The 23,700-nt window shown below is 33.0% G+C and carries 23 protein-coding genes and 1 tRNA gene; 15 read left to right on the top strand and 9 right to left on the bottom strand.

The features are described 5' to 3' along the window. Window positions 1–406: 406 nt before the first annotated feature. Window positions 407–490 (bottom strand) — tRNA-Leu (locus ACKTSU_RS13850). Between the two features lie 110 nt (window positions 491–600). Between ACKTSU_RS13850 and ACKTSU_RS13855 the strand changes: the two genes are divergently transcribed. The 3 genes from ACKTSU_RS13855 to pth all read left to right on the top strand — a co-directional run bounded on the left by ACKTSU_RS13855 (window position 601) and on the right by pth (window position 2,843). Beyond that, window positions 601–1,542, top strand: coding sequence for a ribose-phosphate pyrophosphokinase (locus ACKTSU_RS13855; RefSeq protein ID WP_408037105.1), 942 nt, complete (start codon window positions 601–603; stop codon window positions 1,540–1,542). A 16-nt stretch (window positions 1,543–1,558) separates the two neighbouring features. Then, the gene (locus tag ACKTSU_RS13860; RefSeq protein ID WP_408037106.1) at window positions 1,559–2,137 is read left to right on the top strand and encodes a 50S ribosomal protein L25/general stress protein Ctc; all 579 of its coding nucleotides are present in this window, start codon (window positions 1,559–1,561) and stop codon (window positions 2,135–2,137) included. A 139-nt stretch (window positions 2,138–2,276) separates the two neighbouring features. Further along, entirely contained in the window at window positions 2,277–2,843 is a 567-nt protein-coding gene (gene pth, locus ACKTSU_RS13865) for an aminoacyl-tRNA hydrolase (RefSeq protein ID WP_408037167.1), read from the top strand. A 45-nt stretch (window positions 2,844–2,888) separates the two neighbouring features. On the opposite strand, the gene ACKTSU_RS13870 is transcribed toward pth, so the two are convergent. The 5 genes from ACKTSU_RS13870 to mutS form a co-directional block, all read right to left on the bottom strand. After that, window positions 2,889–3,338, bottom strand: coding sequence for a 6-pyruvoyl trahydropterin synthase family protein (locus tag ACKTSU_RS13870; protein ID WP_274635196.1), 450 nt, complete (start codon window positions 3,336–3,338; stop codon window positions 2,889–2,891). A gap of 192 nt (window positions 3,339–3,530) precedes the next feature. After that, window positions 3,531–3,716 carry a hypothetical protein gene (locus ACKTSU_RS13875; RefSeq protein ID WP_408037107.1) on the bottom strand — a complete coding sequence of 62 codons (186 nt, stop codon included), beginning with the start codon at window positions 3,714–3,716 and terminating at the stop codon, window positions 3,531–3,533. 3 nt (window positions 3,717–3,719) lie between these two features. After that, window positions 3,720–4,487: an enoyl-CoA hydratase/isomerase family protein gene (locus ACKTSU_RS13880; RefSeq protein ID WP_408037108.1), complete on the bottom strand. Its 768-nt coding sequence runs from the start codon at window positions 4,485–4,487 to the stop codon at window positions 3,720–3,722. 21 nt (window positions 4,488–4,508) lie between these two features. Then, on the bottom strand, window positions 4,509–5,843 hold the full coding sequence (locus ACKTSU_RS13885) for an MATE family efflux transporter (RefSeq protein ID WP_408037109.1): 1,335 nt from the start codon (window positions 5,841–5,843) through the stop codon (window positions 4,509–4,511). Between the two features lie 5 nt (window positions 5,844–5,848). Further along, window positions 5,849–8,458 carry a DNA mismatch repair protein MutS gene (mutS, locus tag ACKTSU_RS13890; protein ID WP_408037110.1) on the bottom strand — a complete coding sequence of 870 codons (2,610 nt, stop codon included), beginning with the start codon at window positions 8,456–8,458 and terminating at the stop codon, window positions 5,849–5,851. 104 nt (window positions 8,459–8,562) lie between these two features. Between mutS and ACKTSU_RS13895 the strand changes: the two genes are divergently transcribed. The 8 genes from ACKTSU_RS13895 to ACKTSU_RS13930 all read left to right on the top strand — a co-directional run bounded on the left by ACKTSU_RS13895 (window position 8,563) and on the right by ACKTSU_RS13930 (window position 15,296). Further along, window positions 8,563–9,093, top strand: coding sequence for an RNA methyltransferase (locus ACKTSU_RS13895; RefSeq protein WP_408037111.1), 531 nt, complete (start codon window positions 8,563–8,565; stop codon window positions 9,091–9,093). A 111-nt stretch (window positions 9,094–9,204) separates the two neighbouring features. Continuing rightward, window positions 9,205–9,333: a hypothetical protein gene (locus ACKTSU_RS13900; RefSeq protein WP_408037112.1), complete on the top strand. Its 129-nt coding sequence runs from the start codon at window positions 9,205–9,207 to the stop codon at window positions 9,331–9,333. Window positions 9,334–9,430: 97 nt separating this feature from the next. Beyond that, a complete protein-coding gene (locus tag ACKTSU_RS13905; protein WP_408037113.1) occupies window positions 9,431–11,371 on the top strand; it encodes a tetratricopeptide repeat-containing sensor histidine kinase in 1,941 nt (646 codons plus the stop codon). Beyond that, entirely contained in the window at window positions 11,364–12,041 is a 678-nt protein-coding gene (locus tag ACKTSU_RS13910; RefSeq protein WP_408037114.1) for a response regulator transcription factor, read from the top strand. Before ACKTSU_RS13905 ends, ACKTSU_RS13910 begins: the two co-directional genes overlap by 8 nt. 656 nt (window positions 12,042–12,697) lie before the next feature. After that, window positions 12,698–14,182 carry a glycerol kinase GlpK gene (gene glpK, locus ACKTSU_RS13915; RefSeq protein ID WP_408037115.1) on the top strand — a complete coding sequence of 495 codons (1,485 nt, stop codon included), beginning with the start codon at window positions 12,698–12,700 and terminating at the stop codon, window positions 14,180–14,182. A 10-nt stretch (window positions 14,183–14,192) separates the two neighbouring features. Next, window positions 14,193–14,735 carry a pyridoxamine 5'-phosphate oxidase family protein gene (locus ACKTSU_RS13920; protein ID WP_408037116.1) on the top strand — a complete coding sequence of 181 codons (543 nt, stop codon included), beginning with the start codon at window positions 14,193–14,195 and terminating at the stop codon, window positions 14,733–14,735. A gap of 28 nt (window positions 14,736–14,763) precedes the next feature. Then, entirely contained in the window at window positions 14,764–15,039 is a 276-nt protein-coding gene (locus tag ACKTSU_RS13925; RefSeq protein ID WP_408037117.1) for a hypothetical protein, read from the top strand. 119 nt (window positions 15,040–15,158) lie between these two features. Beyond that, window positions 15,159–15,296 carry a hypothetical protein gene (locus ACKTSU_RS13930; protein WP_408037118.1) on the top strand — a complete coding sequence of 46 codons (138 nt, stop codon included), beginning with the start codon at window positions 15,159–15,161 and terminating at the stop codon, window positions 15,294–15,296. A gap of 163 nt (window positions 15,297–15,459) precedes the next feature. Here ACKTSU_RS13930 and ACKTSU_RS13935 read toward each other — a convergent pair whose 3' ends face one another. After that, a complete protein-coding gene (locus tag ACKTSU_RS13935; protein WP_274635110.1) occupies window positions 15,460–16,632 on the bottom strand; it encodes an acyl-CoA dehydrogenase family protein in 1,173 nt (390 codons plus the stop codon). 78 nt (window positions 16,633–16,710) lie between these two features. Between ACKTSU_RS13935 and rnpA the strand changes: the two genes are divergently transcribed. From rnpA to purD, 4 genes are all read left to right on the top strand, one after another. Then, the gene (gene rnpA, locus ACKTSU_RS13940; protein WP_274635111.1) at window positions 16,711–17,094 is read left to right on the top strand and encodes a ribonuclease P protein component; all 384 of its coding nucleotides are present in this window, start codon (window positions 16,711–16,713) and stop codon (window positions 17,092–17,094) included. Continuing rightward, window positions 17,084–18,709: a S41 family peptidase gene (locus tag ACKTSU_RS13945; protein WP_408037119.1), complete on the top strand. Its 1,626-nt coding sequence runs from the start codon at window positions 17,084–17,086 to the stop codon at window positions 18,707–18,709. The genes rnpA and ACKTSU_RS13945 overlap by 11 nt, the downstream gene beginning before the upstream one ends. A gap of 40 nt (window positions 18,710–18,749) precedes the next feature. After that, entirely contained in the window at window positions 18,750–20,429 is a 1,680-nt protein-coding gene (locus tag ACKTSU_RS13950; RefSeq protein ID WP_408037120.1) for a DUF6909 family protein, read from the top strand. A 147-nt stretch (window positions 20,430–20,576) separates the two neighbouring features. Further along, complete coding sequence (gene purD / locus ACKTSU_RS13955; RefSeq protein ID WP_408037121.1) at window positions 20,577–21,851, top strand: phosphoribosylamine--glycine ligase; 1,275 nt, start codon at window positions 20,577–20,579, stop codon at window positions 21,849–21,851. A gap of 38 nt (window positions 21,852–21,889) precedes the next feature. On the opposite strand, the gene ACKTSU_RS13960 is transcribed toward purD, so the two are convergent. Next, window positions 21,890–22,936 carry a sensor histidine kinase gene (locus ACKTSU_RS13960; protein ID WP_408037122.1) on the bottom strand — a complete coding sequence of 349 codons (1,047 nt, stop codon included), beginning with the start codon at window positions 22,934–22,936 and terminating at the stop codon, window positions 21,890–21,892. A 57-nt stretch (window positions 22,937–22,993) separates the two neighbouring features. Beyond that, complete coding sequence (locus tag ACKTSU_RS13965) at window positions 22,994–23,692, bottom strand: response regulator transcription factor (RefSeq protein WP_408037123.1); 699 nt, start codon at window positions 23,690–23,692, stop codon at window positions 22,994–22,996. Window positions 23,693–23,700: the final 8 nt, after the last annotated feature.

A 23,700-nucleotide genomic window follows, 5' to 3' on the forward strand; every position in this document is an offset into this window, starting at 1 on the left:
AGGCTAAAACAGGTACACAGTGATAAAATATCTTTAACAGACAAATACATTTCAGGAAAAATAGAAGATGATATCTACAACACCTTTTGTGAAAAGTTTAAGTTAGAAGAAATAAAATTAAAACAACGCAAGTTAGATTTAGGAGATTTTCAAAGCGATATAGATAAACTATTATCATTTGGAGTTACAATGATTTCAAATGTAGACAGACTATATAATGCTGCTTCAACTAAAATTAAAAGACAAATACTGAGTTCGAACTTTTCGGGTAAGTTAACTTTTTCAGATGGGAAATTTCGAACCGTAGAATTAAACGAAGCTATTCTCCTTATGAATAGATATAACAAGGGCTTGAAAGGTTCTAAAAAAAAAAAGGGAACTAATTCCTTAATTAGTTCCCAGTCAGTACCAAAGGTGGGACTCGAACCCACACGCCCTTGCGAGCATCGGATTTTGAATCCGACGTGTCTACCAATTCCACCACTTTGGCTTATAGTGAGTGCAAATCTATAAAATATTTCGCTTAAAATATCTTTTAAACTCTTAAAATAGTTTTATTTTTGCCCCAACAACAACACTAACTAAAATATCCTTTTCTAAATGGCTACAAATCAATTAAGCCCTAAAATATTTGCTTGTTCACAAAGTATTGAATTAGCAGAGGAAATCGCTAATGCATACGGAGTTGAACTCGGAAATGTAACTACCACTCACTTTAGCGATGGTGAATTTCAACCTGCTTTCGAAGAATCAATCAGGGGAAGAAGAGTTTTCATCGTAGGATCAACCTTTCCTTCTACTGATAATTTAATGGAAATGTTATTAATGTGTGATGCTGCTAAACGTGCATCTGCAAGACACATTACTGCTGTAATGCCTTATTTTGGTTGGGCTCGCCAGGATAGAAAAGACAAGCCTCGTGTAGCTATTGGAGCTAAATTAGTGGCTAAATTATTAGAAACTGCTGGAGCAACTAGAATTATGACAATGGATTTACATGCTGATCAAATTCAAGGTTTCTTTGAAAAACCAGTAGATCATTTATTTGCTTCTACCATCTTTTTACCTTATGTAAAAAGTTTAGGTTTAGACAATTTAACTATTGCTTCACCAGATATGGGTGGTTCTAAAAGAGCTTACGCATATTCTAAATACTTAGAAAGTGATGTAGTTATTTGTTATAAGCAACGTCAAAAAGCCAATGTAATTGCGCACATGGAGCTTATTGGTGAGGTAAAAGACAAAAATGTAATTCTTGTAGACGATATGATTGATACAGGAGGAACATTAACTAAAGCTGCTGATTTAATGATGGAACGTGGTGCAAAAAGTGTACGTGCTATTTGTACTCACCCTATCCTTTCAGGTAATGCCTATGAAAGAATTCAAAATTCGCAATTAACAGAACTAATCGTTTCAGATACAATTCCTTTAAAAAAGAACATTTCTAAAATAAAAGTTGTATCTTGCGCCGCTTTATTCGCTGATGTGATGCATAAAGTTCAAGACAATACATCTATTAGCGATCAATTTTTAATGTAAATAAATAAACAAAGTAATGAAATCAATTACAATCAAAGGATCTCAAAGAGAAAGCGTAGGTAAAAAAGCAACAAAAGCCTTACGTAATGCTGGAAAGGTTCCTTGCGTATTATACGGAGGAGACAAGCCTGTTCACTTTTCAGCAGATGAAAAAGCGTTCAAATCATTAATTTATACTCCAGAAGTATTTACTGCTACGATTGAATTAGAAGGAGCTACATATAACGCTGTATTACAAGACACTCAATTTCACCCAGTAAGTGATGATATCTTACACATTGACTTCTATCAATTATTTGAAGACAAAGCTGTAACTATGGAAATTCCTGTACGTTTAGTAGGAAAATCTAAAGGTGTTATGATAGGGGGTGCATTACGTCACAACTTACGTAAATTAAAAGTAAAAGCTTTACCAGCTAACTTACCTGATTTTATCGAAGCTGATATTACTGAGTTAGAAATTGGTAACAAGTTATATGTAACTAAGTTACAAAACGATAACTTCACAATTTTACACCCAGATAACACAGTAGTTGCTCAAGTTCGTATGTCTCGTAACGCGGCAAAAGCAGCAGCTGAAGCTGAAAAGAAATAAGACTTACCTCGTTAAGTTTTTAAAAAGCGTTACCAAGTGTAGCGCTTTTTTTTATTTTTGGCTTATGATTTTTAATACACTTTGGAAAAGATTATTTGGTTTTTCTAAAACACATTCAACAGCTACAGAAGACGATACAATGAAGAAATTTTTAATAGTAGGTTTAGGTAATATTGGTGAGAAATATGACAACACACGTCATAATATTGGCTTTAAAATAGTAGATGCTTTCGTAAAAGAATACGATGGATCTTTTGAATCTGAAAAACTAGGTGATGTTGCTACACTTAAAATTAAAGGAAAAACAGTCATTGTTCTAAAACCGAATACTTATATGAATTTAAGCGGAAAATCGGTTAAGTACTGGATGCAAAAAGAAAATATTCAAATTGAAAACTTACTGATTATTACCGATGATTTAAATATCGACTTTGGAAAGATTCGTATAAAAGGAAAAGGTAGTTCAGGTGGTCATAACGGATTAAAAGACATCCAAGACAAGTTTAACACAGGTGCTTATCCACGTTTTCGCTTTGGGGTTGGTGCTGACTACTCTAAAGGAAGACAAGTTGATTATGTTTTAGGAGAATGGTCTTCTGAAGAAGAAAGCGCCATGATTGAACGCATTCCAACTTCTGTTAATGCTATTACCTCATTTATCAATGCAGGATTAGCAAATACAATGAATGAATTTAACGGAAAGTAAATCATTGAAGAACAATTATTCTTCAATGATAACTACTTATTTTAATTAATTATCACTTGCATACCACTCTGCAAAACTAGTTTCTGTTTCCTGTAACTTAATTGCGTGTAGTTTAATGTTTTCTGGTAAACGCGATTGAATTTTTTGAGCAAAATCAATCACCATCATTTCACTGGTTGGTTGATAATCTACCAAAATCACATGATGCCCTCTATCTTTTAACTCTTTGGCTAATTCAATATGAGGTGTGTTTTTATTGAATACTGTTGCATGGTCAAATACATCAACAATTTCTTCTTTTACGATCTTTTTCAGATCTCCGAAATCGATAACCATACCGTATTTAACATTCGATGTATCTCTAATTGGTGAGCCAATTACTGTTACCGAAAGTTTGTAACTATGTCCGTGAACATTTTTACACTTTCCGTCATAACCATACAATGCATGCCCAGTTTCGAAGTTAAATTGCTTGGTAATTCTAATCTTGCCCATAAGTTCTCTATTTTAAAAGAAGTGATGAAAGATTACTTCACTTTAGCTTGTCTTAAGCGACAACTAAAAGATTGTAATACGTTATTTTCTTTTAAACTTCTTGTTTGCTCTGTATTTGTTAAAGAAATACACTACCGCTACACCTGCTGCTAAAATGGCAAATAAATAATCTCCGCCCATACTATTTTGTTTTTATTCGCCGAAAGTACGAATTTGTTTTACAACTTTTGTTAATATCCACACAAAACCTACTGAAACTACGACTCCAATCAATAGCGTTAATATCGGATTTTGTGCTACCCACTTTCCTACTTCATACCCAACTTCATATCCTGCATTGTAAGCTGCAGAACCTTTTTCTTCTTGTACTAAAAACATAGCTTATTTTTTAAATTTTTCTAAAGCCTTTTTGGTGAAATCTGACAAGACTAATTTTCCTGAAGTTTCAGCTCTTTCAATTAATAATTCTTCCCAGTGTTCGGTTCCTTTCCATAATGCTCTCTTCATTTCTGCTAACGCTTCTGGATTATACGATGCTAATTTTTCTGATAAAATTTCTACCTCTTTATCCAATTCATTTTGTGTTTCAAAAACACGAGCGTATAAACCTTTTTCTTTCGCCCAATACGCATTTTTCCAACTAGTAGCATCTAAGGTTAATTCTGCTAATCCACTTACGCTTATTTTGCGTTCTACGGCAGGTGCAATTACAAATGGACCAATACCTATCGTAAACTCAGAAAGTTTAATAGCGGCTTGCTCTGTAGCTAACACATAGTCGCAAGCAGCTGCTAATCCAACTCCACCTCCTACGGTTTTTCCTTGTACTCTCCCTATAATTAATTTTGAACAACGACGCATTGCATTAATTACATTCGCAAATCCTGAGAAAAATGCTTTTCCATCTATTAAGTTATCAATTGCAACCAATTCATCAAACGAAGCACCTGCACAAAAAGCTCGGTCTCCTTCCGATTTTAGTATGATTATTGAAACCTCATCGTTTATTGATAATTTATCAAACTCGTTGGCTAAACGCTCTAACAATACACTTGGAAAAGAATTACTTGCTGGGTGCCCGAATTCAACTGTTGCTATTTTATTTTCAATATGCGTATATAAACTTCCGTTTTCTCTAGTTGTAGTCATTTGTTTATTCTTTGTTCAAAATTACGTTTTTTGAGCAAGCGGTAAAAATTTACTTCTAAACTTAACAACTAATGGAACTGCTCTGGCAATCACCCATAGATAAAAAGCAATCCAAATTGCATATAATTTATAGTCTAGAGAATCAAAAAATAAGAGTGTCGGAATAAAAACCAATCCTGTTGCTAACAACAAAACGTTTCGTAAATATTTCATTTCTCCCATTCCTTTAAACATTCCGTCATAAATAAAGGCAATAGAACATATAGGTTGCATGATTAAAATAATCCAAAAAGTATTGTAGAACTGTTCTAAAACTTCAGCTTCTTTGGTGAAAACTCTTCCAATAAACTGATACAAAACAAATCCGACCAACGCTAAAAACAATCCAAAGAAAAAACCATATTTAATTAATCTATTTCCTAGAATGACCAAGGTTTTATATGCTTTTGCGCCTAAAAGTTTTCCTGATAAAATATTTCCTGCGGAAGAATAGCCATCAATCATAAAAGCACCCATAAGCCATAAATTAAAGCCGATAGTATACGTTGCAATATAGGCATCGCCATAATCGGTAGCGTAGGATGTTCCGAAATATAGGGCAACATTTAGTGCTAAAGTTCGAACAAATAAATTCAACACCATATTGATAAACTTCGGAATTTCAGAATTAAATGGTAGTGTGAATTTTAATGAAATATCTGTCTTTTTCAACAACAATACGGCAGAAATTATTGCCATGGTAACTTGAGCTGCTACACTTGCATACGCTGCTCCTTGAATGTGCATTGCAGGAATGTATCCTTCAACTCCATAAACCAGCACAACATCTAACACTATATTTATAACAGTACCTACTAAAGCAATGATCATCGGATAATAGGTATTTTGCAAACCTCTAAATGTACCAAAAATGGCAATGGTAAAGAGCGTAAACGGAAACCCGAAAACACGGATTTTATAATAATCTACCGAATAGTCTAATATGGTTCCAGAAGCATTATATAGCTCAAAAATTTCTTTAGCAAACGGATAACTCAATCCTAAAATAAGAGCACTTACCCCTAACACTATAACAATGGCTTGTGCAGGTAAATTTTTAATTTCCTCAAGCTTATTAGCTCCTAAATATTGAGAAACGATGGAAGAAATTCCGCTACGTGTTTGTCCGAATACCCAAATTAACATTGATAGAAAAGCGCCTACAATACCAATCGCAGCAATACTTTCAGTAGCATTGTATTCAATATTCCCCACAATGGCTAAATCGGTTGTAGAAAGTAAAGGCTCTGCAACACCTGCTACTAATGCAGGAAATGCTAGTTTATTGATATGTTTAAAGCTAATATCGTGTTGCAATGCGTTTACTTTTTCGTCAACATTCGTTTTATTTCATTCAGTTTCATTAAGGCTTCAATTGGTGTTAGTGTATCAATATTTGTAGTCAAAATTTCTTCTCGAATATCTTCTAACAACGGGTCGTCTAACTGAAAAAAGCTCATTTGCATATCTTGATGCTGTGCTTCTTTCAAGGTTTCTTTTACCTCTTGATGCTTGTGACTTTCTTCTAACTCTTTTAATATTTTTTGCGCTCTGTGAATTACCATATTCGGCATACCCGCCAACTTCGCTACATGAATACCAAAACTGTGGTCACTTCCTCCTTTTACCAATTTACGCAAGAAAATAATACTGTGATCTAATTCTTTTACCGACACATTAAAATTCTTGATACGCTCAAAAGTTGTAGTCATTTCATTCAATTCATGATAGTGTGTCGCAAATAAAGTTTTAGCTTTTGATGGATGTTCATGCAAATATTCTGCTATCGCCCAAGCAATTGAAATTCCATCATAAGTAGAAGTTCCTCGTCCAATTTCATCTAACAACACCAAACTACGATCGGAAATATTATTCAAAATCGATGCGGTTTCATTCATTTCAACCATGAATGTCGACTCCCCCATCGAAATATTATCGCTAGCACCTACTCTAGTAAAAATCTTATCTACAATTCCTATTCGAGCATTTTGTGCGGGTACATAGCTTCCCATCTGAGCTAACAGTACAATCAATGCGGTTTGACGTAAAATAGCCGATTTACCCGACATATTCGGACCCGTAATCATAATAATTTGTTGCTGATTACAGTTTAACACTACATCATTGGCAATATATTCTTCACCGATAGGTAATTGTTTTTCAATAACTGGATGGCGTCCGTTTTTGATTTCAATATCGGTGCTTTCGTCCAACATCGGACGCACATAGTTATTCTCCATTGCCAACGTAGCAAACGATAATAATGCATCAATCTTTGCAATATTCTGTGCATTTTGCTGTACAGGTTGTACAAAACCAATAATATATTGTACTAATTTGGCGAAAATCTCCGTTTCTAACTGCTGAATTTTCTCTTCTGCACCTAAAATTTTCGCTTCGTATTCTTTTAACTCTTCCGTAATATAACGCTCTGCATTTACTAAAGTTTGCTTACGAATCCACTCTTCTGGAACTTTATCTTTATGTGTATTTCTAACTTCAATATAATAACCGAATACATTGTTAAAAGCAATCTTTAAACTCGGAATTCCTGTTCGTTCCGTTTCACGAGCCAGCATACTATCTAAATACTCTTTTCCTGAATTAGAAATATTGCGCAATTCATCTAATTCTTCTGAAACTTCACTTGCAATAGCATTTCCTTTATTGATATTTACAGGAGCATCTTCTAAAACGGTCTCTGTAATTTTTGTAATTAAAGCTTCACAAGTGTTAATTTGTTCCCCCAATAACTTAACGGCAGTATTTTCGCTTTTCTCTGCGGAAGTTTTTATAGGAAGAATGGCTTTAAGCGAATTTTTCAACAAGACAACTTCTCTTGGAGACACTTTCCCCGTAGCCACTTTTGATATCAATCGTTCGATATCGGAGATTTGTTTCAATTGGTAGCTTACCGTTTCAAAGAAAACATCATTGTCAATTAGGTATTTTACCAACTCATGTCGCTGCTGAATCTGCTCTAAATCTTTTAGTGGAAGTGCTAACCAACGTTTTAACAAACGTCCTCCCATTGGAGAAATCGTTTTGTCAATCACATTTAATAGTGAGACAGAGTTCACCGAATTACCACCGTATAATTCTAAGTTTTTTACAGTAAAACGATCCATCCACACATAATTATCTTCGGCAATTCTGCTAATAGACTGTATGTGTTCAATTTTGTTATGTTGAGTTTCCGATAGGTAATACATCGCAGCACCACCGGCTACAATTCCGTATTCTAACTCCTGAACTCCAAATCCTTTTAGGTTTTTCACCTTAAAATGATTTCGGAGTAATTCATCTCCATAGTCTTTTTGAAATACCCAATCCTCTAAATAAAAGGTATGAAAACGGTTAGTAAAAACTTCTAAAAATCGTTGTTTGTTCTTTTTTTCAACCAATACTTCACTTGGCGTAAAGTTTTGCAAGAGTTTATCGATATACTCTTCGTTCCCTTGAGCTATGAGAAATTCTCCTGTAGAAACATCTAAAAAAGAAACTCCTAATAATTTCTTCCCAAAATGAACTGCCGCTAAAAAGTTGTTCGATTTCGATTGTAATACCTCATCATTCAAAGCGACTCCTGGTGTTACCAACTCCGTAACTCCTCTTTTTACAATCGTTTTGGTCATTTTTGGATCTTCCAACTGATCACAAATTGCCACACGTAACCCAGATTTTACTAACTTGGGTAAATAGGTATTTAAAGAGTGATGTGGAAAACCTGCTAAGGCCGTTTCGCTTTCACTACCACTTCCTCTTTTGGTTAAAATAATTCCTAAAACTTCGGATGCTTTTACCGCATCTTCTCCAAAGGTTTCATAAAAATCGCCTACTCTAAAGAGCAACATTGCATCAGGATATTTTGCCTTGATTCCGTTATACTGTTGCATTAATGGAGTTACCTTTTTTGCCTTTGTTTTTGCCAAGTTTATGGATTTTTTGGGTTAGTTTTGCGAAGATATAAAAGTTTAGAGTTTCTTTTGTTTCAAGTTATCCACAACTTTAAACTTTTGAACCTGAAAACCATTTTATGAGAAAATTAAAAAACAGCGAACTAGGTAGAAAAACCATTGAAGAGTTTAAGCAAACTAACAAAACTCCAATCATTGTAGTATTGGATAATATTCGTAGTTTGAATAATGTAGGATCTGTTTTTAGAACTTCGGATGCTTTTTTAATTGAAAAAATATACTTGTGTGGTATTACTGCTACACCACCTAACAAAGAAATTCATAAAACTGCTTTAGGCGCTACTGAATCGGTAGATTGGGAACATATTGAAAACACTATGGATTTGGTTGAAAAACTACAAGCCGAAAACGTAAATGTTTTAAGTATTGAACAAGTTGAAAATAGCACGATGTTAGATACTTTTACTCCAGAAACCAATCAGAAATATGCAGTAGTATTTGGCAACGAAGTAAAAGGGGTGCAGCAAGCAGTGGTATCTGCTTCAGATATTTGTATTGAAATTCCGCAATTAGGAACTAAACACTCGTTGAATATTTCAGTAAGTTGTGGTGTGGTGTTATGGGATTTGTTTACCAAGATGAAGAAATAATGTAATTACGAAAAGTAATGTTAATTATTTGCCCTTTTGCCAAAAACCTAGTATTTTAGGCATTTGGATATCCCCCGCCCAAAAAATTGTTTCATTAAAAAACTATATAACATGGAAAACAAAAACTTACAAGAAATGGCTATGAATTTAAACCCTGATACCGTAGACAACCCTACAACTGGCGGTGGTAATGACACTGGAGGAGATGGTGGTGGCCAAGGAGGTGATGATGGAAAGTAGTTATACTACTATTCTTTTACTCTATTAGATTTAAATAACAAAATAATTTAAAATAAAAACCATTACTTTTGAAAAGTTATGGTTTTTATACTTTATAATGAATAAATTATTCTTTTGTGTTTTACTTTATTCTTCTTTGGTTCTTGCTCAAAAAAAGGAACAAGATTCAATATCTTTTTATTTAAAAAAAGCAGATGCTGTTTATGGAAGCGATAAAATACCTTTACTTAAAAAAGCTGTCAGTTTAGCACAAAAGACTAAAATAGACTCTTTAATAAAGAAAACAAACATAAAACTAGGAGTGCAAGGTTTTTATAACAATTCTGTTCAAGATATTTTAAATGCTAACACAAATATTTACAATTTATATTATAATACTAAAGACTCTACCTTATTAGCTAAACACCTACATTTTAAAGCCTTAGAACAAAGAGTAAAATTAAATATTGATAGTGCTTATTTTTATTACCATCAATCTAGAGATATTTCAAAAAAACTAAATGATTCTTTAGCTGTTGGAAACCGTTTATTAAGCATCGCTTTCATACAAAAAGAAACTAAAGACTATTTAGGAGCTGAAATTAGCTTAATTGAAGCTTTACAATATTTAGAGCCTATAAACTCTTATATATATTTAGAGAGAACGTACAACGCGTTGGGTTTAGTAGCGGAAGAACTAAGTCAACCAAAAGAAGCTTTAGATTACTATAACATAGCCCTTTCTTACAATGAACTCAATAAAAATAATATTGGTTATTTATATATAACTAATAATATTGGCCTTCTCTATCAAAGACAAAAGCAACACCAAAAAGCTATTAGCTATTTTAAAAAAGGATTGGCTTTTGATAGTATCAAATACAAATATCCAACTCAACATGCTCTATTGTTAGAAAACCTTGCTTCAAGTAATTTTTTACTAGGAAATCACAACCAAGAGGTATTACAACAATATAATGAAGTTCTAGATTTTCGAATTAAACAAAATAATTTGAGAGGACTAAGTACAACTCATGTAAATTTAGCTGATTATTATAAAGTGCTAGGTAATAAAAATAAAGTTTTATTTCATAATTATAAAGCTTTACAATATGCTAAACAAGCTCATAACAACAAACGTTGGTTAGAAGCCTTGGAAAACCTTTCCGAGCTTACTACAGGAGAACAATCAAAACAATATTTACGAGAATACATTAGCCTAAACGATAGTTTATTTCAAAAAGAAAGGCAGTTAAAAAATCAGTTTGCTAAAATCAGGTATGAAACAGATAAAAAAGAAAAAGAAAATGTTGTTTTAAAAACAGAAAGCCAACAAAAGCAAGCAGAAATTACTTACCAAAAACAACAAAAAACCATTGGTTGGTTAGCTGCCTTAAGTGGTCTTTTATTATCAGGGTTTAGTGTGTTGTTTTACTTTCAACGTAAACGAAAAATATTGTATCAAGCCCAGTTACAAAAAGTAGAAGCAAGGGAACAAGAACGTCAACAAATTGCTAAATCTTTACACGACGAAGTAGCTGGTGATTTACGTTTATTACACAGAAAGCTAGAAAAATCAAACTTAATAGAAGAAGCTGTAAAGCTAAACGCTGTAAAAGAAAATGTAAGAAACTTATCACATCAATTAAGTAGTATAAGTTTTGATAAAGTATCTTTTAAAGATCAAATTATCAATTTAGTAAGCGATTATTTTGAGTTAGATTTTAAAATAAAAGTCTACGGTATTCGAGATTATGATTGGACTACTATTGACAATTCTATAAAACGATTACTGTATTTAAGTACTCGTGAAAGCATTCAAAACTGTAAAAAATATGCTAAGGCAAGTACTATAACTATCGATTTTTCGGTACACAAAAAATATGTACATTTGAATATTACTGATAATGGTGTTGGTTTTAATACCAAAATCAGTAAAAAAGGTATCGGTTTACAAAACCTACAAGAACGTGTTGAAGAGTTAGACGGAACGTTAACCATAACTAGTGAAGTAGGTAAAGGAACCCAAACCCATATTCAAATACCCTTAAATGTCTGAACTAACAAAAATCCTCTTAGTTGATGACCATCAATTAATAATTGAAGGTATTCTTTCGTGTTTAAAGAATATAGATGGTCTAGAAATTGAAACAGCTAACTCTTGTGATGAGGCTTTTTCAAAAATAAAATCGAACATACAAATAACCCCTTTTCAACTTGTTTTTACTGATTTAAGTTTCGACAATCAAAGTCAAAACAGCAATTTAGATGGTGGTGAAGCGTTGATAAAAGCAATTCAAGAAGAAGAAATATCTATTAAAGTTGGTGTAATAACAGGGCACTCTGAAACAAACAGAGTTTTTAATGTAATTCACAATTTAAATCCTTCTGCGTATATTTTAAAAGGAAATTGCAGCACAGATGAACTAAATTTTGCTATTCAAAAAATGCTTAAAGGTGAGGTGTATTATACACATGAAATACACCAAAAACTCTTAAAAAGAGCCTTAGTTGAAATTCAAATGGACGATGTTGCCATTCAAATTTTAAAAGAACTTCCTAGGCATGCTAAAATTTCTAACCTAGAAGGACTCATAAAAAAGAACGATGGTTCTTTACTTAAAGTTAGATCTATAGAAAGTAAACTTTCAAAGTTAAGAACTGATTTACAAGCAAATAACAATACAGACTTAGTTCTTAAAGCCAAAGAACTTGGTATCGTAGATTAAATTTGCGGAAAAATACATTTCATTTTACGGTTTTCCTCTTTTCTCCCTTAAAACGAACCTATAATTTCGCAGGAGAATTCAGATCTTGTTGGGAGAATTTTGAAAAAGAGAAAAAACGTAAAAGCTTTTAGTTCCCTAGAGGCTTTTTTTTATTTTAAATAACTCGTTTGCATAAATCTGCATTTTTTTCTGCGGAAATACCTTTTTTTAACACAAAATACCTTTTTAAATTTGCGACATCTTCTTTTCAAAATTAATTGGAAAAAAGACATTTAAGGGGAAAACTAACCTTCTAGAAAATCTAGAAGGTTTTTTTTATGTCTTTTCGGAATATTGCATTTCTTCCTGCGGAAATACCTTTTTTTAACACAACTTACTCATATACATTTGTAGTGTTCATTATTTAATGACAATTAATTAAAGGGGAATTAATTAAATTTTAAAAATGGGGAAACTATTACTACGTAAAACAAGCAAAGGGTTAACTACTATTCTTTCAGTATTAACCAAATTCGGTGAAGGGGCTGGATATGCTTTGAGACACTAAAAGTTTGCTAACCAAACTAACAAGTGTAAAACCTTCTAGAAAATCTAGAAGGTTTTTTTGTTACTATGGGTAAAATTGTAAATTAGGCGTTTAATCATTTTACGTTTAAATGACTCATAAATACATTATTGCTTTAGATCAAGGAACCACAAGTTGTCGTACCGTAATTATTAATAATGAAGAAAAAATTGTTGCTAAAGTTCAACAAGAATTTCAACAATTATTTCCTCAATCTGGTTGGGTAGAACACGATGCTGCCGAAATCTTACAAACACAACTTTACACCCTGCAAAAAGCTATTCAACAAGCTAAAATTTCGCCTTCTGAAATTGCAGGAATCGGAATTACAAACCAAAGAGAAACTACTGTTGTTTGGAATAAAAACACAGGAAAACCTATTTATAATGCCATTGTTTGGCAAGATAAACGTACTGCTAATATTTGTGAACAATTAAAAGAAACGGGGCTAGAAAACTATGTTAGAAAGACAACCGGATTAGTTATTGATAGTTATTTTTCTGCCACTAAAATTAACTGGATTTTAAATCATGTTGAAGGAGCTCAAAAAGAAGCAGAAAAAGGAAATTTACTCTTCGGAACTATTGATACCTGGTTACTATGGAATTTAACCAATGGCAAAGTACATGCTACCGATTATAGCAACGCTTCTCGTACTATGTTGTACGATATTAAAAACCTCTGTTGGGATAAAACACTTGTAAACGAGTTGAACATTCCTTTTTCTATGTTACCTGAAGTAAAACCTTCTTCTTTTCACTTCGGAAATTATGAGTTGGACGGAGTTCAAATTCCGATTGCTGGAATTGCTGGCGATCAGCAATCTGCATTATTTGGACAAGCTTGTTTTAAGAAAGGAGAAGCTAAAAACACCTACGGAACTGGTTGCTTTATGTTAATGAATACAGGTGAAAATCTAGAATATTCTGAAAATGGTTTAATCTCTACCATTGCTTGGGGAATTAACGATAAAGTGTATTACGCACTCGAAGGAAGTGTGTTTGTAGCTGGTTCTGCTATTCAATGGTTACGTGATGGTTTACAAATAATAAACAGCGCGGAAGAAAGCGAGCTGTTTGCTGAACAAGTTACTGATGAAAATCCTGTATATGTAGTTCCTGCTTTTGCTGGTTTGGGTGCTCCATACTGGGATATGTATGCTAGAGGAGCTGTTTTTGGATTAACTCGTGATACTGGAAAAAACCATTTAATTAAAGCCACACTGCAATCTTTAGCCTATCAAACCAAAGATATTTTAGATGTAATGCAAAAAGACAGCCTTTTACCCCTCTCTTCTTTAAAAGTTGATGGCGGTGCTTGCGCTAATAATTTATTAATGCAGTTTCAGGCAGATATTTTAAATGTGACCGTAGAACGTCCTGAAGAAATAGAAACAACAGTGATGGGAGCTGCTTATTTAGCAGGAATTTGTGTGGGTTTATGGAAACAAGATGACATTATAAATAGAAGAAAAATAGACCAAAAATTTGTATCTTCATTCACTAAAGAAAAAAGAGAACGATTGTACAAAAAATGGCAAAAAGCTGTTGAACGTACCAAAGATTGGATTGACTAAAAAAAGAATCATGGCTAAATTTTACGATAAAATAACTACCAGAATCCAACAATTTATCGAAGCACAAAAACTATTTTTTGTTGCTACAGCCCCTAAAAATGGAAGAATTAACCTTTCTCCTAAAGGAATGGATACTTTTAGAGTGATTGATCAAAACACGGTAGCTTGGTTAAGTGTTACTGGTAGTGGAAATGAAACCTCAGCTCATTTATTAGACACTAATCGAATAACAATTATGTTTTGTGCTTTTGAAGATGCTCCTAACATACTAAGACTATACGGAAAAGCTAAAGAAGTCCTTCCAATTAATGATGAATGGGATGATTATATCTCTTTGTTTCCTTCCCTTCCTGGTACACGTCAAATATTTATTGTTTCAGTTGAAAGTGTACAAACCTCTTGCGGAATGTCGCTTCCATTTTATGAATACCAAGGAGAGCGAAACCAACTAAATGATTGGGCTTCTGAAAAAGGTAAAGAAGGAATCGAACAATATTGGAACGATAAAAATCAAACGAGCATTGACGGATTAGATACACTACTTAAAAAGTAAACTAACCTTTATTTTTAGCTATGATGACATGAAAAAGTTACTTTCTGCAAAACGTATTACCTTCTTCTTAATACTCTCTTTTATACTTATCGCATTTGTGCCTTTTATACACTTCGTAGATTATGATACAAAAGATGATCGTTTTGGGTTGTGGCCTTTAATTGCTATAGCAATTATTTTAATCGGTTTGTTCATTTTACTTATCGATTATATTCTATTTAAAATTGTTAAGGACAAAATTTTGTTAAACCTTATTGAAGTAGTACTGTTCTTTATAATAGCTTATTTTTTATGGCCTAATTAAGTAAAGTTAATTAAGTTTTATTTTACTGTAATCTTACCGCTTTTTTCAAAATCCTGATAAATATCATGTTTTAATTTCCTTCTTCCCTATATTTTTGAGACAACAAAGAATAAGGAAAAATGACACAATTAATAAATATTCCATTAGTATCTTGGACAAACGGAACCATTATGATGGTTGTTTTCGGATTGGTTTGTATCGGTTTAGTTACCGCTCTTTTAATTCTTGTTAACGGAGGGAAGAAAAAAGATAATTAGATTATTTCTAAAAATAAATAAAGCTATAAAATAGCTTCATTTGAAAGGTGGAAGTATTTTAAAACCCTTAAAGTGGGTAAACTTTAGTTTTAATAGTTGATTGAAGAAGCACTCTATAATAATGTGTTAGTGGTTTAACGTTTGAGTGCTTCTTCTTCTTTTTTTATTTAAAAGCATTTAATCCGGTAATATCTAATCCCGTAATTAATAAATGTATATCGTGAGTTCCTTCGTAGGTAATTACGCTTTCTAAATTCATTGAGTGTCTCATTATTGAATATTCTCCTGTAATTCCCATACCTCCTAACATTTGACGCGCTTCTCTGGCAATATTAATAGCCATATCTACATTATTACGCTTCGCCATAGATATTTGTGCTGATGTAGCTTTTCCTTCGTTACGAAGCACACCTAACCTCCAAGCTAATAATTGCGCTTTCGTTATTTCAGTAATCATTTCTGCCAACTTCTTTTGTTGCAGTTGAAATTGTGCAATAGGCTTACCAAACTGAGTACGTTCTTTCGTATAACGCAACGCTGTGTCGTAACAATCCATCGCAGCACCAATAGCACCCCAAGCAATTCCGTAACGAGCAGAATCTAAACATCCTAACGGAGCTCCTAAACCAGATTTGTTTGGCAACAAGTTTTCTTTAGGAACTTTTACATTGTCAAAAATTAGCTCTCCAGTAGCAGAAGCTCTTAACGACCATTTGTTATGTGTTTCTGGAGTTGTAAAACCTTCCATACCACGCTCTACAATTAGTCCGTGAATACGTCCTTCTTCATTTTTAGCCCATACCACAGCTACTTGTGCAAACGGCGCGTTAGAAATCCACATTTTTGCTCCGTTCAATAAATAATGGTCACCCATATCTTTGAACTTAGTTTCCATTCCTCCCGGATTACTTCCGTGATTTGGTTCTGTTAAACCAAAACACCCCATCCATTCTCCTGAAGCTAATTTTGGTAAGTATTTTTTACGTTGCTCTTCATTTCCGTATTTATAAATTGGATACATTACCAATGAAGATTGGACAGAGGCAGTAGATCGCACTCCTGAATCTCCTCTTTCAATTTCTTGCATAATTAAACCATATGAAATTTGATCTAATCCTGCTCCTCCATACTCTTCAGGAATATACGGTCCAAATGCCCCAATTTCTGCTAACCCTCCAATTATTTGCTTAGGAAACTCTGCTCTTTGTGCGTATTCTTCAATAATAGGAGAAACTTCACGTTTTACCCATTCTCTAGAAGCGTCTCTGACAAGCTTATGTTCTTCAGTTAATAAATCATCAATGTTATAATAATCTGGAGCTTGAAATAAATCCATAGTTAGTCGAGTTTTAGAATTCTTTCAAATGTAATTAAAAAAATGATTTTTTTCTAGGGTTTCCGTATGTTTGTACCGATGAGATTTACTTTAGGAAAAGAGGAACGGTTAAAGAGTAAAAAGCTGATAGGTAGGCTTTACGAAGAAGGAAAAATTATTAAAGTTTTTCCGCTTCGAATGGTATATATACAAGCCGAACACACCTCTAAATTTCCTGCACAAGTAGGGGTTTCTGTTCCAAAACGTAATTTTAAAAAAGCAGTAGACAGAAACCGAATTAAACGTTTATTACGAGAAACTTACCGAAAAGAAAAACATACAATTTATGAGGCTGTAGATAAACAATATGTGTTTATGATTTCTTATCTTGCAAGAGATGAATGGAAATATGCTGATATTGAGCATAAAATGAAGAAATTATTAACACAGTTTATTACAGAAATTACTCAAGATGAAAAATAGAACAATACTTATTTTAGGTTCCCTCATTATCATCTCTCTTTTCTTTTCTTTTCAATCTCGTTTTTTTGAGATCGCTAAACAAATTGAAATTTATAACAACCTTTTTAAAGAATTAAACATCAATTATATTGATGAAATTAATCCTGGGGATCTTACTGATAAGGCAATAAAAAACACGCTTCAAAACTTAGATCCTTACACAAACTTCTTTAACGAACAAGATGTAGAAGATGCTCGTATTAGTCGTGAAGGTGAATATGGTGGTTTAGGTATTTCTTCTTTTACTACAAACAAAGGAATTGTTATTTCTGAAGTATACAAAGGCTTTTCCGCCGATAAAGCAGGATTAAAAGTAGGTGATATTATTACTACTGTAAACGACGTGGAGTTATCTAGCACAGAAAGAAGCCAATTTTCACAAATGCTGAAAGGAGTTCCTGGTAAAAAACTCTCTTTAAGAATAAATAGAAACGGAGCAACAAAAAACATATCAGTAGAACTTGATAAAGTTGTTATAAATCCAGTTCCTTTTTACGACATGATTGATGCTGAAACCGGATACATTGTTTTAACACGATTTATAAGTCAAAAAGCTACAGAAGGTGTTGTAAACGCTTTTGCCGACCTTAAAAAAAGAGGGATGACAAAACTCGTATTTGATTTACGATACAATCCTGGTGGATCTTTATATGACGCTGTTAATATTACAAACCTTTTTATACCTAAGGGATTAAAAGTTGTAGACACTCGTGGTAAAAGTCAAAAAAATAATAGAACTTATAAAACTAACAAAGATCCGCTAGATGCCAATATTCCTATTGTAGTGTTGATAAATGGTCGTTCTGCCTCAGCTTCAGAAATTGTTTCAGGAGCTTTACAAGATTATGACCGAGCAGTAATTATGGGAGAACGTTCTTTTGGAAAAGGCTTAGTTCAGCGTTACTTTGATTTAAGTTACGGAACTCAAATGAAAATTACTATTTCTAAATACTACACTCCTAGCGGGCGTTGTATTCAAGAATTAGATTATGCTAATAGAGATCCTAAAACAGGTAAAGTGCCTAAGTTTTCAGATACTACTCTTAATGAATTTACTACTAAAAACGGAAGAAAAGTATACGATGGGGGCGGTGTAACTCCTGATATTATTAATGACTTTTCTAAAAAAACTGAAGAGACTGATGAATTACTTAAATCAAGAACCATCTTTAATTTTGTAACCGATTTCACTTATCAAAACCCTAATTTATCTGCCGAAAACTACACGTTTACATCTAAGGATTTTAATAGCTTTAAAGAATATTTACTTCGTAAAGACACCGCTTTTGTTTCTAATGAAGAAAGGTTATTTCAGTCTGCATACAAGTCGGTAGAAAACAATAAAATTATTACTCCAGAATACACTACAATCATTCAACAATTAAAAGCTATAAAGGTTGCAAAGATTGTAGAAAATCAAGATTTGCTTTCAAAGGAAATTGAAAATGAAATAGTTGAGCGCTACACCTACAAAGAAGGAATGTATAAACATTTATTTAAAAATGATATCACTATTAAAAATGCTGTTACGCTGTTAAACGATACCAAAAAGTACAACAGTATTTTAGAAAAATAGCTTCCAGAATATAATTTGTATATTTGTACTTTAAAAACATATGTCAAAACCTATCCAAAAAGAACGTACAAGAGCACACGAATCTACAAGCGCTATTGAGCGTTTATACATCTCAATGCGACACCTCTTTAGTCGTGGTTTTTATAAACCGATGGGAGTTTCAGGTGAAACTTTACGTAAATCACTTTTATCATTACGCCCAGAAATTTATGGGTCGATTGCTGAAGACAAAACCGAATTAAACGGATTGGTGTACGTTATTGAACGTTTACCTGAAGGAATTGAAGAATGTCAATTTATTTACTTAACCGCCGACGAAGGCTATCGAAATTCTAAATTCAAAGCGATTGTACCTCCTAAAAGAAGGAGAAACTGCTATCGTATTGATAAAAACCAAATGAATATCGAAATTACGCGTGGTCGTTCAGAAATTTATGATATTCTAACACACTTGACATTTTTATTTATCGAGTCTCATAAAATAAAAGATCGTGTTGTAATTAACAACGGAGAAAGCTTCATTCGCGAATGGTTACTCTTAGAAGATATCGTACTACATAACAAAACTCTTACTGATGAAGAAAAAGATGTAATTGTAGTCCATCTTGGTAACATTTTAGGGAGAACCTACGACGAAATTTACGACGCATATAACACCTTTTCTACAGAAGAAAATCCGAATAGATTTTTCCATTTAATTTACTGGTTAGGTAAACTAGCCATTAACGAATCTTTATACGATCAAAAACGTTCTATAAAATTCAGCTCTGTGTTAACTGAAGAAATCGGTCATCATTATTACGGTGAATTATGGGCGAATAGCATCAAAAAAGTCTTGTTAGATAACGGATTGATAGAACGTCCTATCCATATCATCAGTGCAAACATGCACAGTGTAATGAATAGTATTTATGGTAAAAACGCGTTGCCTAAAGAAGCAAAAAAACACAAAGATTTTCAGTTATTTGAATTATTAAGTAACTCTAACAGTAGTGCTTTACAATCTGCTGTAAAAAATTATGCTTCGGAAAACGGGTTGATTTATATTAAAGATACTTCAGGAACCAATATCAATGTACAAGTGATCGACACTGATAAAATTGATTTTGACACCAACTCTTTTAACAAAGTAAATTCAGTTGGAGAAAAACCTGTAATTATCGTGATGGATTACGCATTTGGTGAGCAAGCTTTTGAAACCATGGATGAATTGTTAAAACCCTATAAAACAGGAGGTAAAACAATCCATTTAGATGTTCAATCGGTTTCTATTATGGGGAAAGCTGGTATTTTAGAAGGCGGAAAAGGAGATATCATGATTCCTTCTTCACATATTTTTGAAGGAACTGCTGATAATTATCCGTTTAAAAATGAATTATCAAAAGAAGATTTAGAAGGTTTTGGTGTTCAAGTTTTTGATGGAGCTATGATTACTGTACTTGGAACATCGCTTCAAAACAAAGACTTATTAAAATTCTTCCACGATTCTACCTGGAATGTAATCGGATTAGAAATGGAAGGTGCACACTACCAAAAAGCCATTCAATCAGCTTCAAGAATTAGAGGGAATATTTCAGAAAATGTAAAAGTGCGCTACGCATATTACGCATCTGATAATCCGTTAGAAACTGGTGCAACACTTGCTTCTGGTGGGCTTGGAATGAGCGGAGTAACACCAACTTACGCTATTACACAAAAAATACTTGAGCAAATATTCTAGTCGTTGAACGACTATCAAAAATAAAAAAGGCTTCTTTTAGTTTAAAAAGAGGTCTTTTTTACTTTTTATGCAATTTTAAAGACTGGTTTTGCTCATAGCCTTTTTTCTTTATTTTATATTTGCACTCACAATACAACAACACACACAATGAATATTCTAATTTTAGGATCGGGCGGTAGAGAACACGCCTTTGCTAAAAAACTTTCAGAAAGCACAAAAATCAACAACCTTTTTGTAGCTCCTGGTAACGCAGGAACTGATGCAATTGCTAAAAATATAGCTATCAACCCAACTGATTTTGTACAGGTAAAAGAAACCGTTTTACAACACGATATCAATATGGTAGTTGTAGGTCCTGAAGCACCTTTAGTTGAAGGAGTTCATGACTTTTTCTTAGCTGATAAAGAGTTGAAAAACATTCCAGTAATCGGACCTAAAAAAGACGGTGCTTTATTAGAAGGAAGTAAAGATTTTTCGAAACAGTTCATGGAAAAACACAATATTCCTACAGCTCGTTATCAATCTTTTACTACTGAAACTTTAGCTGAAGGAAAAAAATTCTTAGAAACGTTAGATCCTCCTTACGTATTAAAAGCAGATGGATTAGCTGCTGGAAAAGGAGTCTTAATCTTAAACGATTTAAAAGAAGCTAAAGCAGAATTAGAAGAAATGCTTTCCAATCAAAAATTTGGAAGTGCTTCATCAACTGTAGTTATTGAAGAGTTTTTAAAAGGAATAGAATTATCTGTTTTTGTTTTAACTGACGGAAAAAATTATAAAATTTTACCATCTGCTAAAGATTACAAACGTATTGGAGAAGGTGATACAGGGCTAAATACAGGCGGTATGGGCGCTATTTCTCCTGTTCCTTTTGCTACGGATGATTTTTTAACGAAAGTGGAAGAATTGATCGTTAAACCAACAATTGACGGTTTACAAAAAGACGGAATTGATTACAGAGGATTTATTTTCATCGGATTGATGAATGATAATGGAAATCCATCTGTGGTTGAATACAACGTTCGTATGGGAGATCCTGAAACGGAAGTAGTATTACCTCGTATTCAATCAGACTTACTAGAGTTGTTTGAAGGGGTAGCTACGCAAACTTTAGGAGAAAAATCTTACGAAGTAACTCCACAAACTGCAACTACTGTAATGTTAGTTTCTGGTGGATATCCTGAAGCTTACGAAAACGGAAAAGAAATTTTAGGTTTTGATACAGTAGAAGATTCGATTGTTTTTCATGCAGGAACCTCTTTAAAAGAAGGAAAAGTAGTTACAAATGGAGGGCGTGTGATGGCAATTACTTCTTTTGGAGATTCTATTGAAGAAGCCTTAGAAAAATCATATATGAGCATCGATAAAATAACCTTTGATAAAATGAATTATCGAAGAGACATTGGATTCGATTTAAAATAATAGTAATAAAAAAAGGAGTTGATAATCAACTCCTTTTTTTATTTCATTGCCTTTTCTAAGGTAAACGAAAACTCTGAACCCTCTCCATATTTACTCTTTAAAAGAATGGTTTCGTTATGCGCTTCAATAATATGCTTTACAATAGAAAGCCCTAATCCAGATCCTCCTTGTTCACGAGATCTACTTTGATCTACACGATAGAAACGTTCAAACAAACGAGAAAGGTGTTCTTGCTTAATTCCTTCGCCATTATCGTTTATTTTAATGATAAACTTGTTCTGATTATACGGTTCAACACTAACGGTGGTTACACCACCTACTCTACCGTATTTTATTGAGTTTACGACCAAGTTTATTAGTACTTGTTCAATTCGCTCAACATCTCCTTTTACTAAGTGAGGAAAATCGTACACACGATCGAAACGCAGTGTGATGTTTCTCTTTTTAGCTTTCATTTCAAACAAATCAAACACATTTTGAATCAACTCAATAATGTTGAATGTTTGTATATTCATTTTCATTCCCTCTGTTTCTAACTTAGCAATCATATCTAAGTCTTTTACAATAGAGGTTAATCGCTCTACACCCTTATTAGCTCTATCTAAATATTTAGCAAGAATTTCTTTATCATCTGCAGCACCTTCTAATAGCGTTAAAATATATCCTTGCACCGTAAATAATGGTGTTTTTAACTCATGTGCTACATTTCCTAAGAAATCACGACGAAAAGAATCTCGTTGCGTTAAATGAGCTATTTCTTCACTCTTTCCTTCAACATATTCTTGTACGCTTTTAGTAAGCTCTTCAACATCTGTCGTTACTTTCTTTCTTTTTAAATCGTTGATATCTAAAATAGAAATATCTTCATACATCTTTCTTACTCGTTGGTAAATAAAGTGTTCTGCTCGATATTGTATTACAAAAAACGACACAATAAACATGGCAATACCAAAAACGATAACTGCGCCAATTCCTAAAATATTAACTAAAAACAGGTACGATAATACTGCTATTATCAACGATAATAACGTAGAATAAAATGCCGACCAAAGGGCGTATCTGTATGTTTTTTTTATTTTTACCATAGATAAAAAAATAGATTGCTAGCTAGCAATCTACTTATTATTTTTTGAGTTTTAAAATTATTTATCTGCTTCGTCTAGCACAAACTTATATCCTACTCCTTTAACCGTTTTAAAATAGTTATCTCCTATTTTTTCGCGTAGTTTACGTATATGTACATCAATAGTTCTACCTCCAACCACAACTTCATTTCCCCAAACACTATCTAAAATTACTTCTCTTTTAAATACTTTTCCTGGTTTTGAAGTTAGTAAAGAAAATAGTTCAAACTCTTTTCTTGGTAACGCTATTTTTTCATCTCCTTTAAAAACAACATACTCGTCTCTGTTGATAATAATATCTCCAATTTTAGTAGTTGTATCTGCTTTTTCTTCTGTTTTTAAACGACGTAATAGTGACTTTACTTTACTTATAAGTACTTTAGGTTTTACAGGTTTAGTAATATAATCATCTGCTCCTGCATCAAATCCTGCTACTTGTGAATAATCCTCTCCTCTAGCAGTTAAAAAAGAAATTAAAACATCTTCCAAAGATTTTATATTTCTAATTTTTTCACAAGCTTCAATACCATCCATTTCTGGCATCATGATATCTAGTAAAATTAAATGTGGAGTCACTTTCTTTGCTGTTTTTACAGCTTCTGCCCCATTATTGGCAGTAAATACCTGATATCCTTCCGATTTTAAATTGTATCCTACAATTTCTAAAATATCTGGTTCATCATCTACTAGTAGAATCTTAATATCGCTAGTATTCATAGTTCTTT

This window comes from Tenacibaculum aestuarii (assembly GCF_964510395.1).
Classification (GTDB): Bacteria; Bacteroidota; Bacteroidia; order Flavobacteriales; family Flavobacteriaceae; genus Polaribacter; species Polaribacter aestuarii.

Bases quoted from the DNA above. Each gene is read 5' to 3' on its own strand.
- rnpA (WP_274635111.1), top strand. From the start codon at position 16,711: ATGAGATTTACTTTAGGAAAAGAGGAACGGTTAAAGAGTAAAAAGCTG.
- ACKTSU_RS13910 (WP_408037114.1), top strand. From the start codon at position 11,364: ATGTCTGAACTAACAAAAATCCTCTTAGTTGATGACCATCAATTAATA.
- ACKTSU_RS13870 (WP_274635196.1), bottom strand. From the start codon at position 3,338: ATGGGCAAGATTAGAATTACCAAGCAATTTAACTTCGAAACTGGGCAT.
- ACKTSU_RS13875 (WP_408037107.1), bottom strand. From the start codon at position 3,716: ATGTTTTTAGTACAAGAAGAAAAAGGTTCTGCAGCTTACAATGCAGGA.
- ACKTSU_RS13965 (WP_408037123.1), bottom strand. From the start codon at position 23,692: ATGAATACTAGCGATATTAAGATTCTACTAGTAGATGATGAACCAGAT.
- ACKTSU_RS13900 (WP_408037112.1), top strand. From the start codon at position 9,205: ATGGAAAACAAAAACTTACAAGAAATGGCTATGAATTTAAACCCTGAT.
- ACKTSU_RS13960 (WP_408037122.1), bottom strand. From the start codon at position 22,936: ATGGTAAAAATAAAAAAAACATACAGATACGCCCTTTGGTCGGCATTT.
- glpK (WP_408037115.1), top strand. From the start codon at position 12,698: ATGACTCATAAATACATTATTGCTTTAGATCAAGGAACCACAAGTTGT.
- ACKTSU_RS13895 (WP_408037111.1), top strand. From the start codon at position 8,563: ATGAGAAAATTAAAAAACAGCGAACTAGGTAGAAAAACCATTGAAGAG.
- ACKTSU_RS13950 (WP_408037120.1), top strand. From the start codon at position 18,750: ATGTCAAAACCTATCCAAAAAGAACGTACAAGAGCACACGAATCTACA.
- ACKTSU_RS13920 (WP_408037116.1), top strand. From the start codon at position 14,193: ATGGCTAAATTTTACGATAAAATAACTACCAGAATCCAACAATTTATC.
- ACKTSU_RS13925 (WP_408037117.1), top strand. From the start codon at position 14,764: ATGAAAAAGTTACTTTCTGCAAAACGTATTACCTTCTTCTTAATACTC.
- ACKTSU_RS13880 (WP_408037108.1), bottom strand. From the start codon at position 4,487: ATGACTACAACTAGAGAAAACGGAAGTTTATATACGCATATTGAAAAT.
- ACKTSU_RS13905 (WP_408037113.1), top strand. From the start codon at position 9,431: ATGAATAAATTATTCTTTTGTGTTTTACTTTATTCTTCTTTGGTTCTT.
- pth (WP_408037167.1), top strand. From the start codon at position 2,277: ATGAAGAAATTTTTAATAGTAGGTTTAGGTAATATTGGTGAGAAATAT.
- ACKTSU_RS13930 (WP_408037118.1), top strand. From the start codon at position 15,159: ATGACACAATTAATAAATATTCCATTAGTATCTTGGACAAACGGAACC.
- ACKTSU_RS13855 (WP_408037105.1), top strand. From the start codon at position 601: ATGGCTACAAATCAATTAAGCCCTAAAATATTTGCTTGTTCACAAAGT.
- ACKTSU_RS13935 (WP_274635110.1), bottom strand. From the start codon at position 16,632: ATGGATTTATTTCAAGCTCCAGATTATTATAACATTGATGATTTATTA.
- ACKTSU_RS13945 (WP_408037119.1), top strand. From the start codon at position 17,084: ATGAAAAATAGAACAATACTTATTTTAGGTTCCCTCATTATCATCTCT.
- purD (WP_408037121.1), top strand. From the start codon at position 20,577: ATGAATATTCTAATTTTAGGATCGGGCGGTAGAGAACACGCCTTTGCT.
- ACKTSU_RS13860 (WP_408037106.1), top strand. From the start codon at position 1,559: ATGAAATCAATTACAATCAAAGGATCTCAAAGAGAAAGCGTAGGTAAA.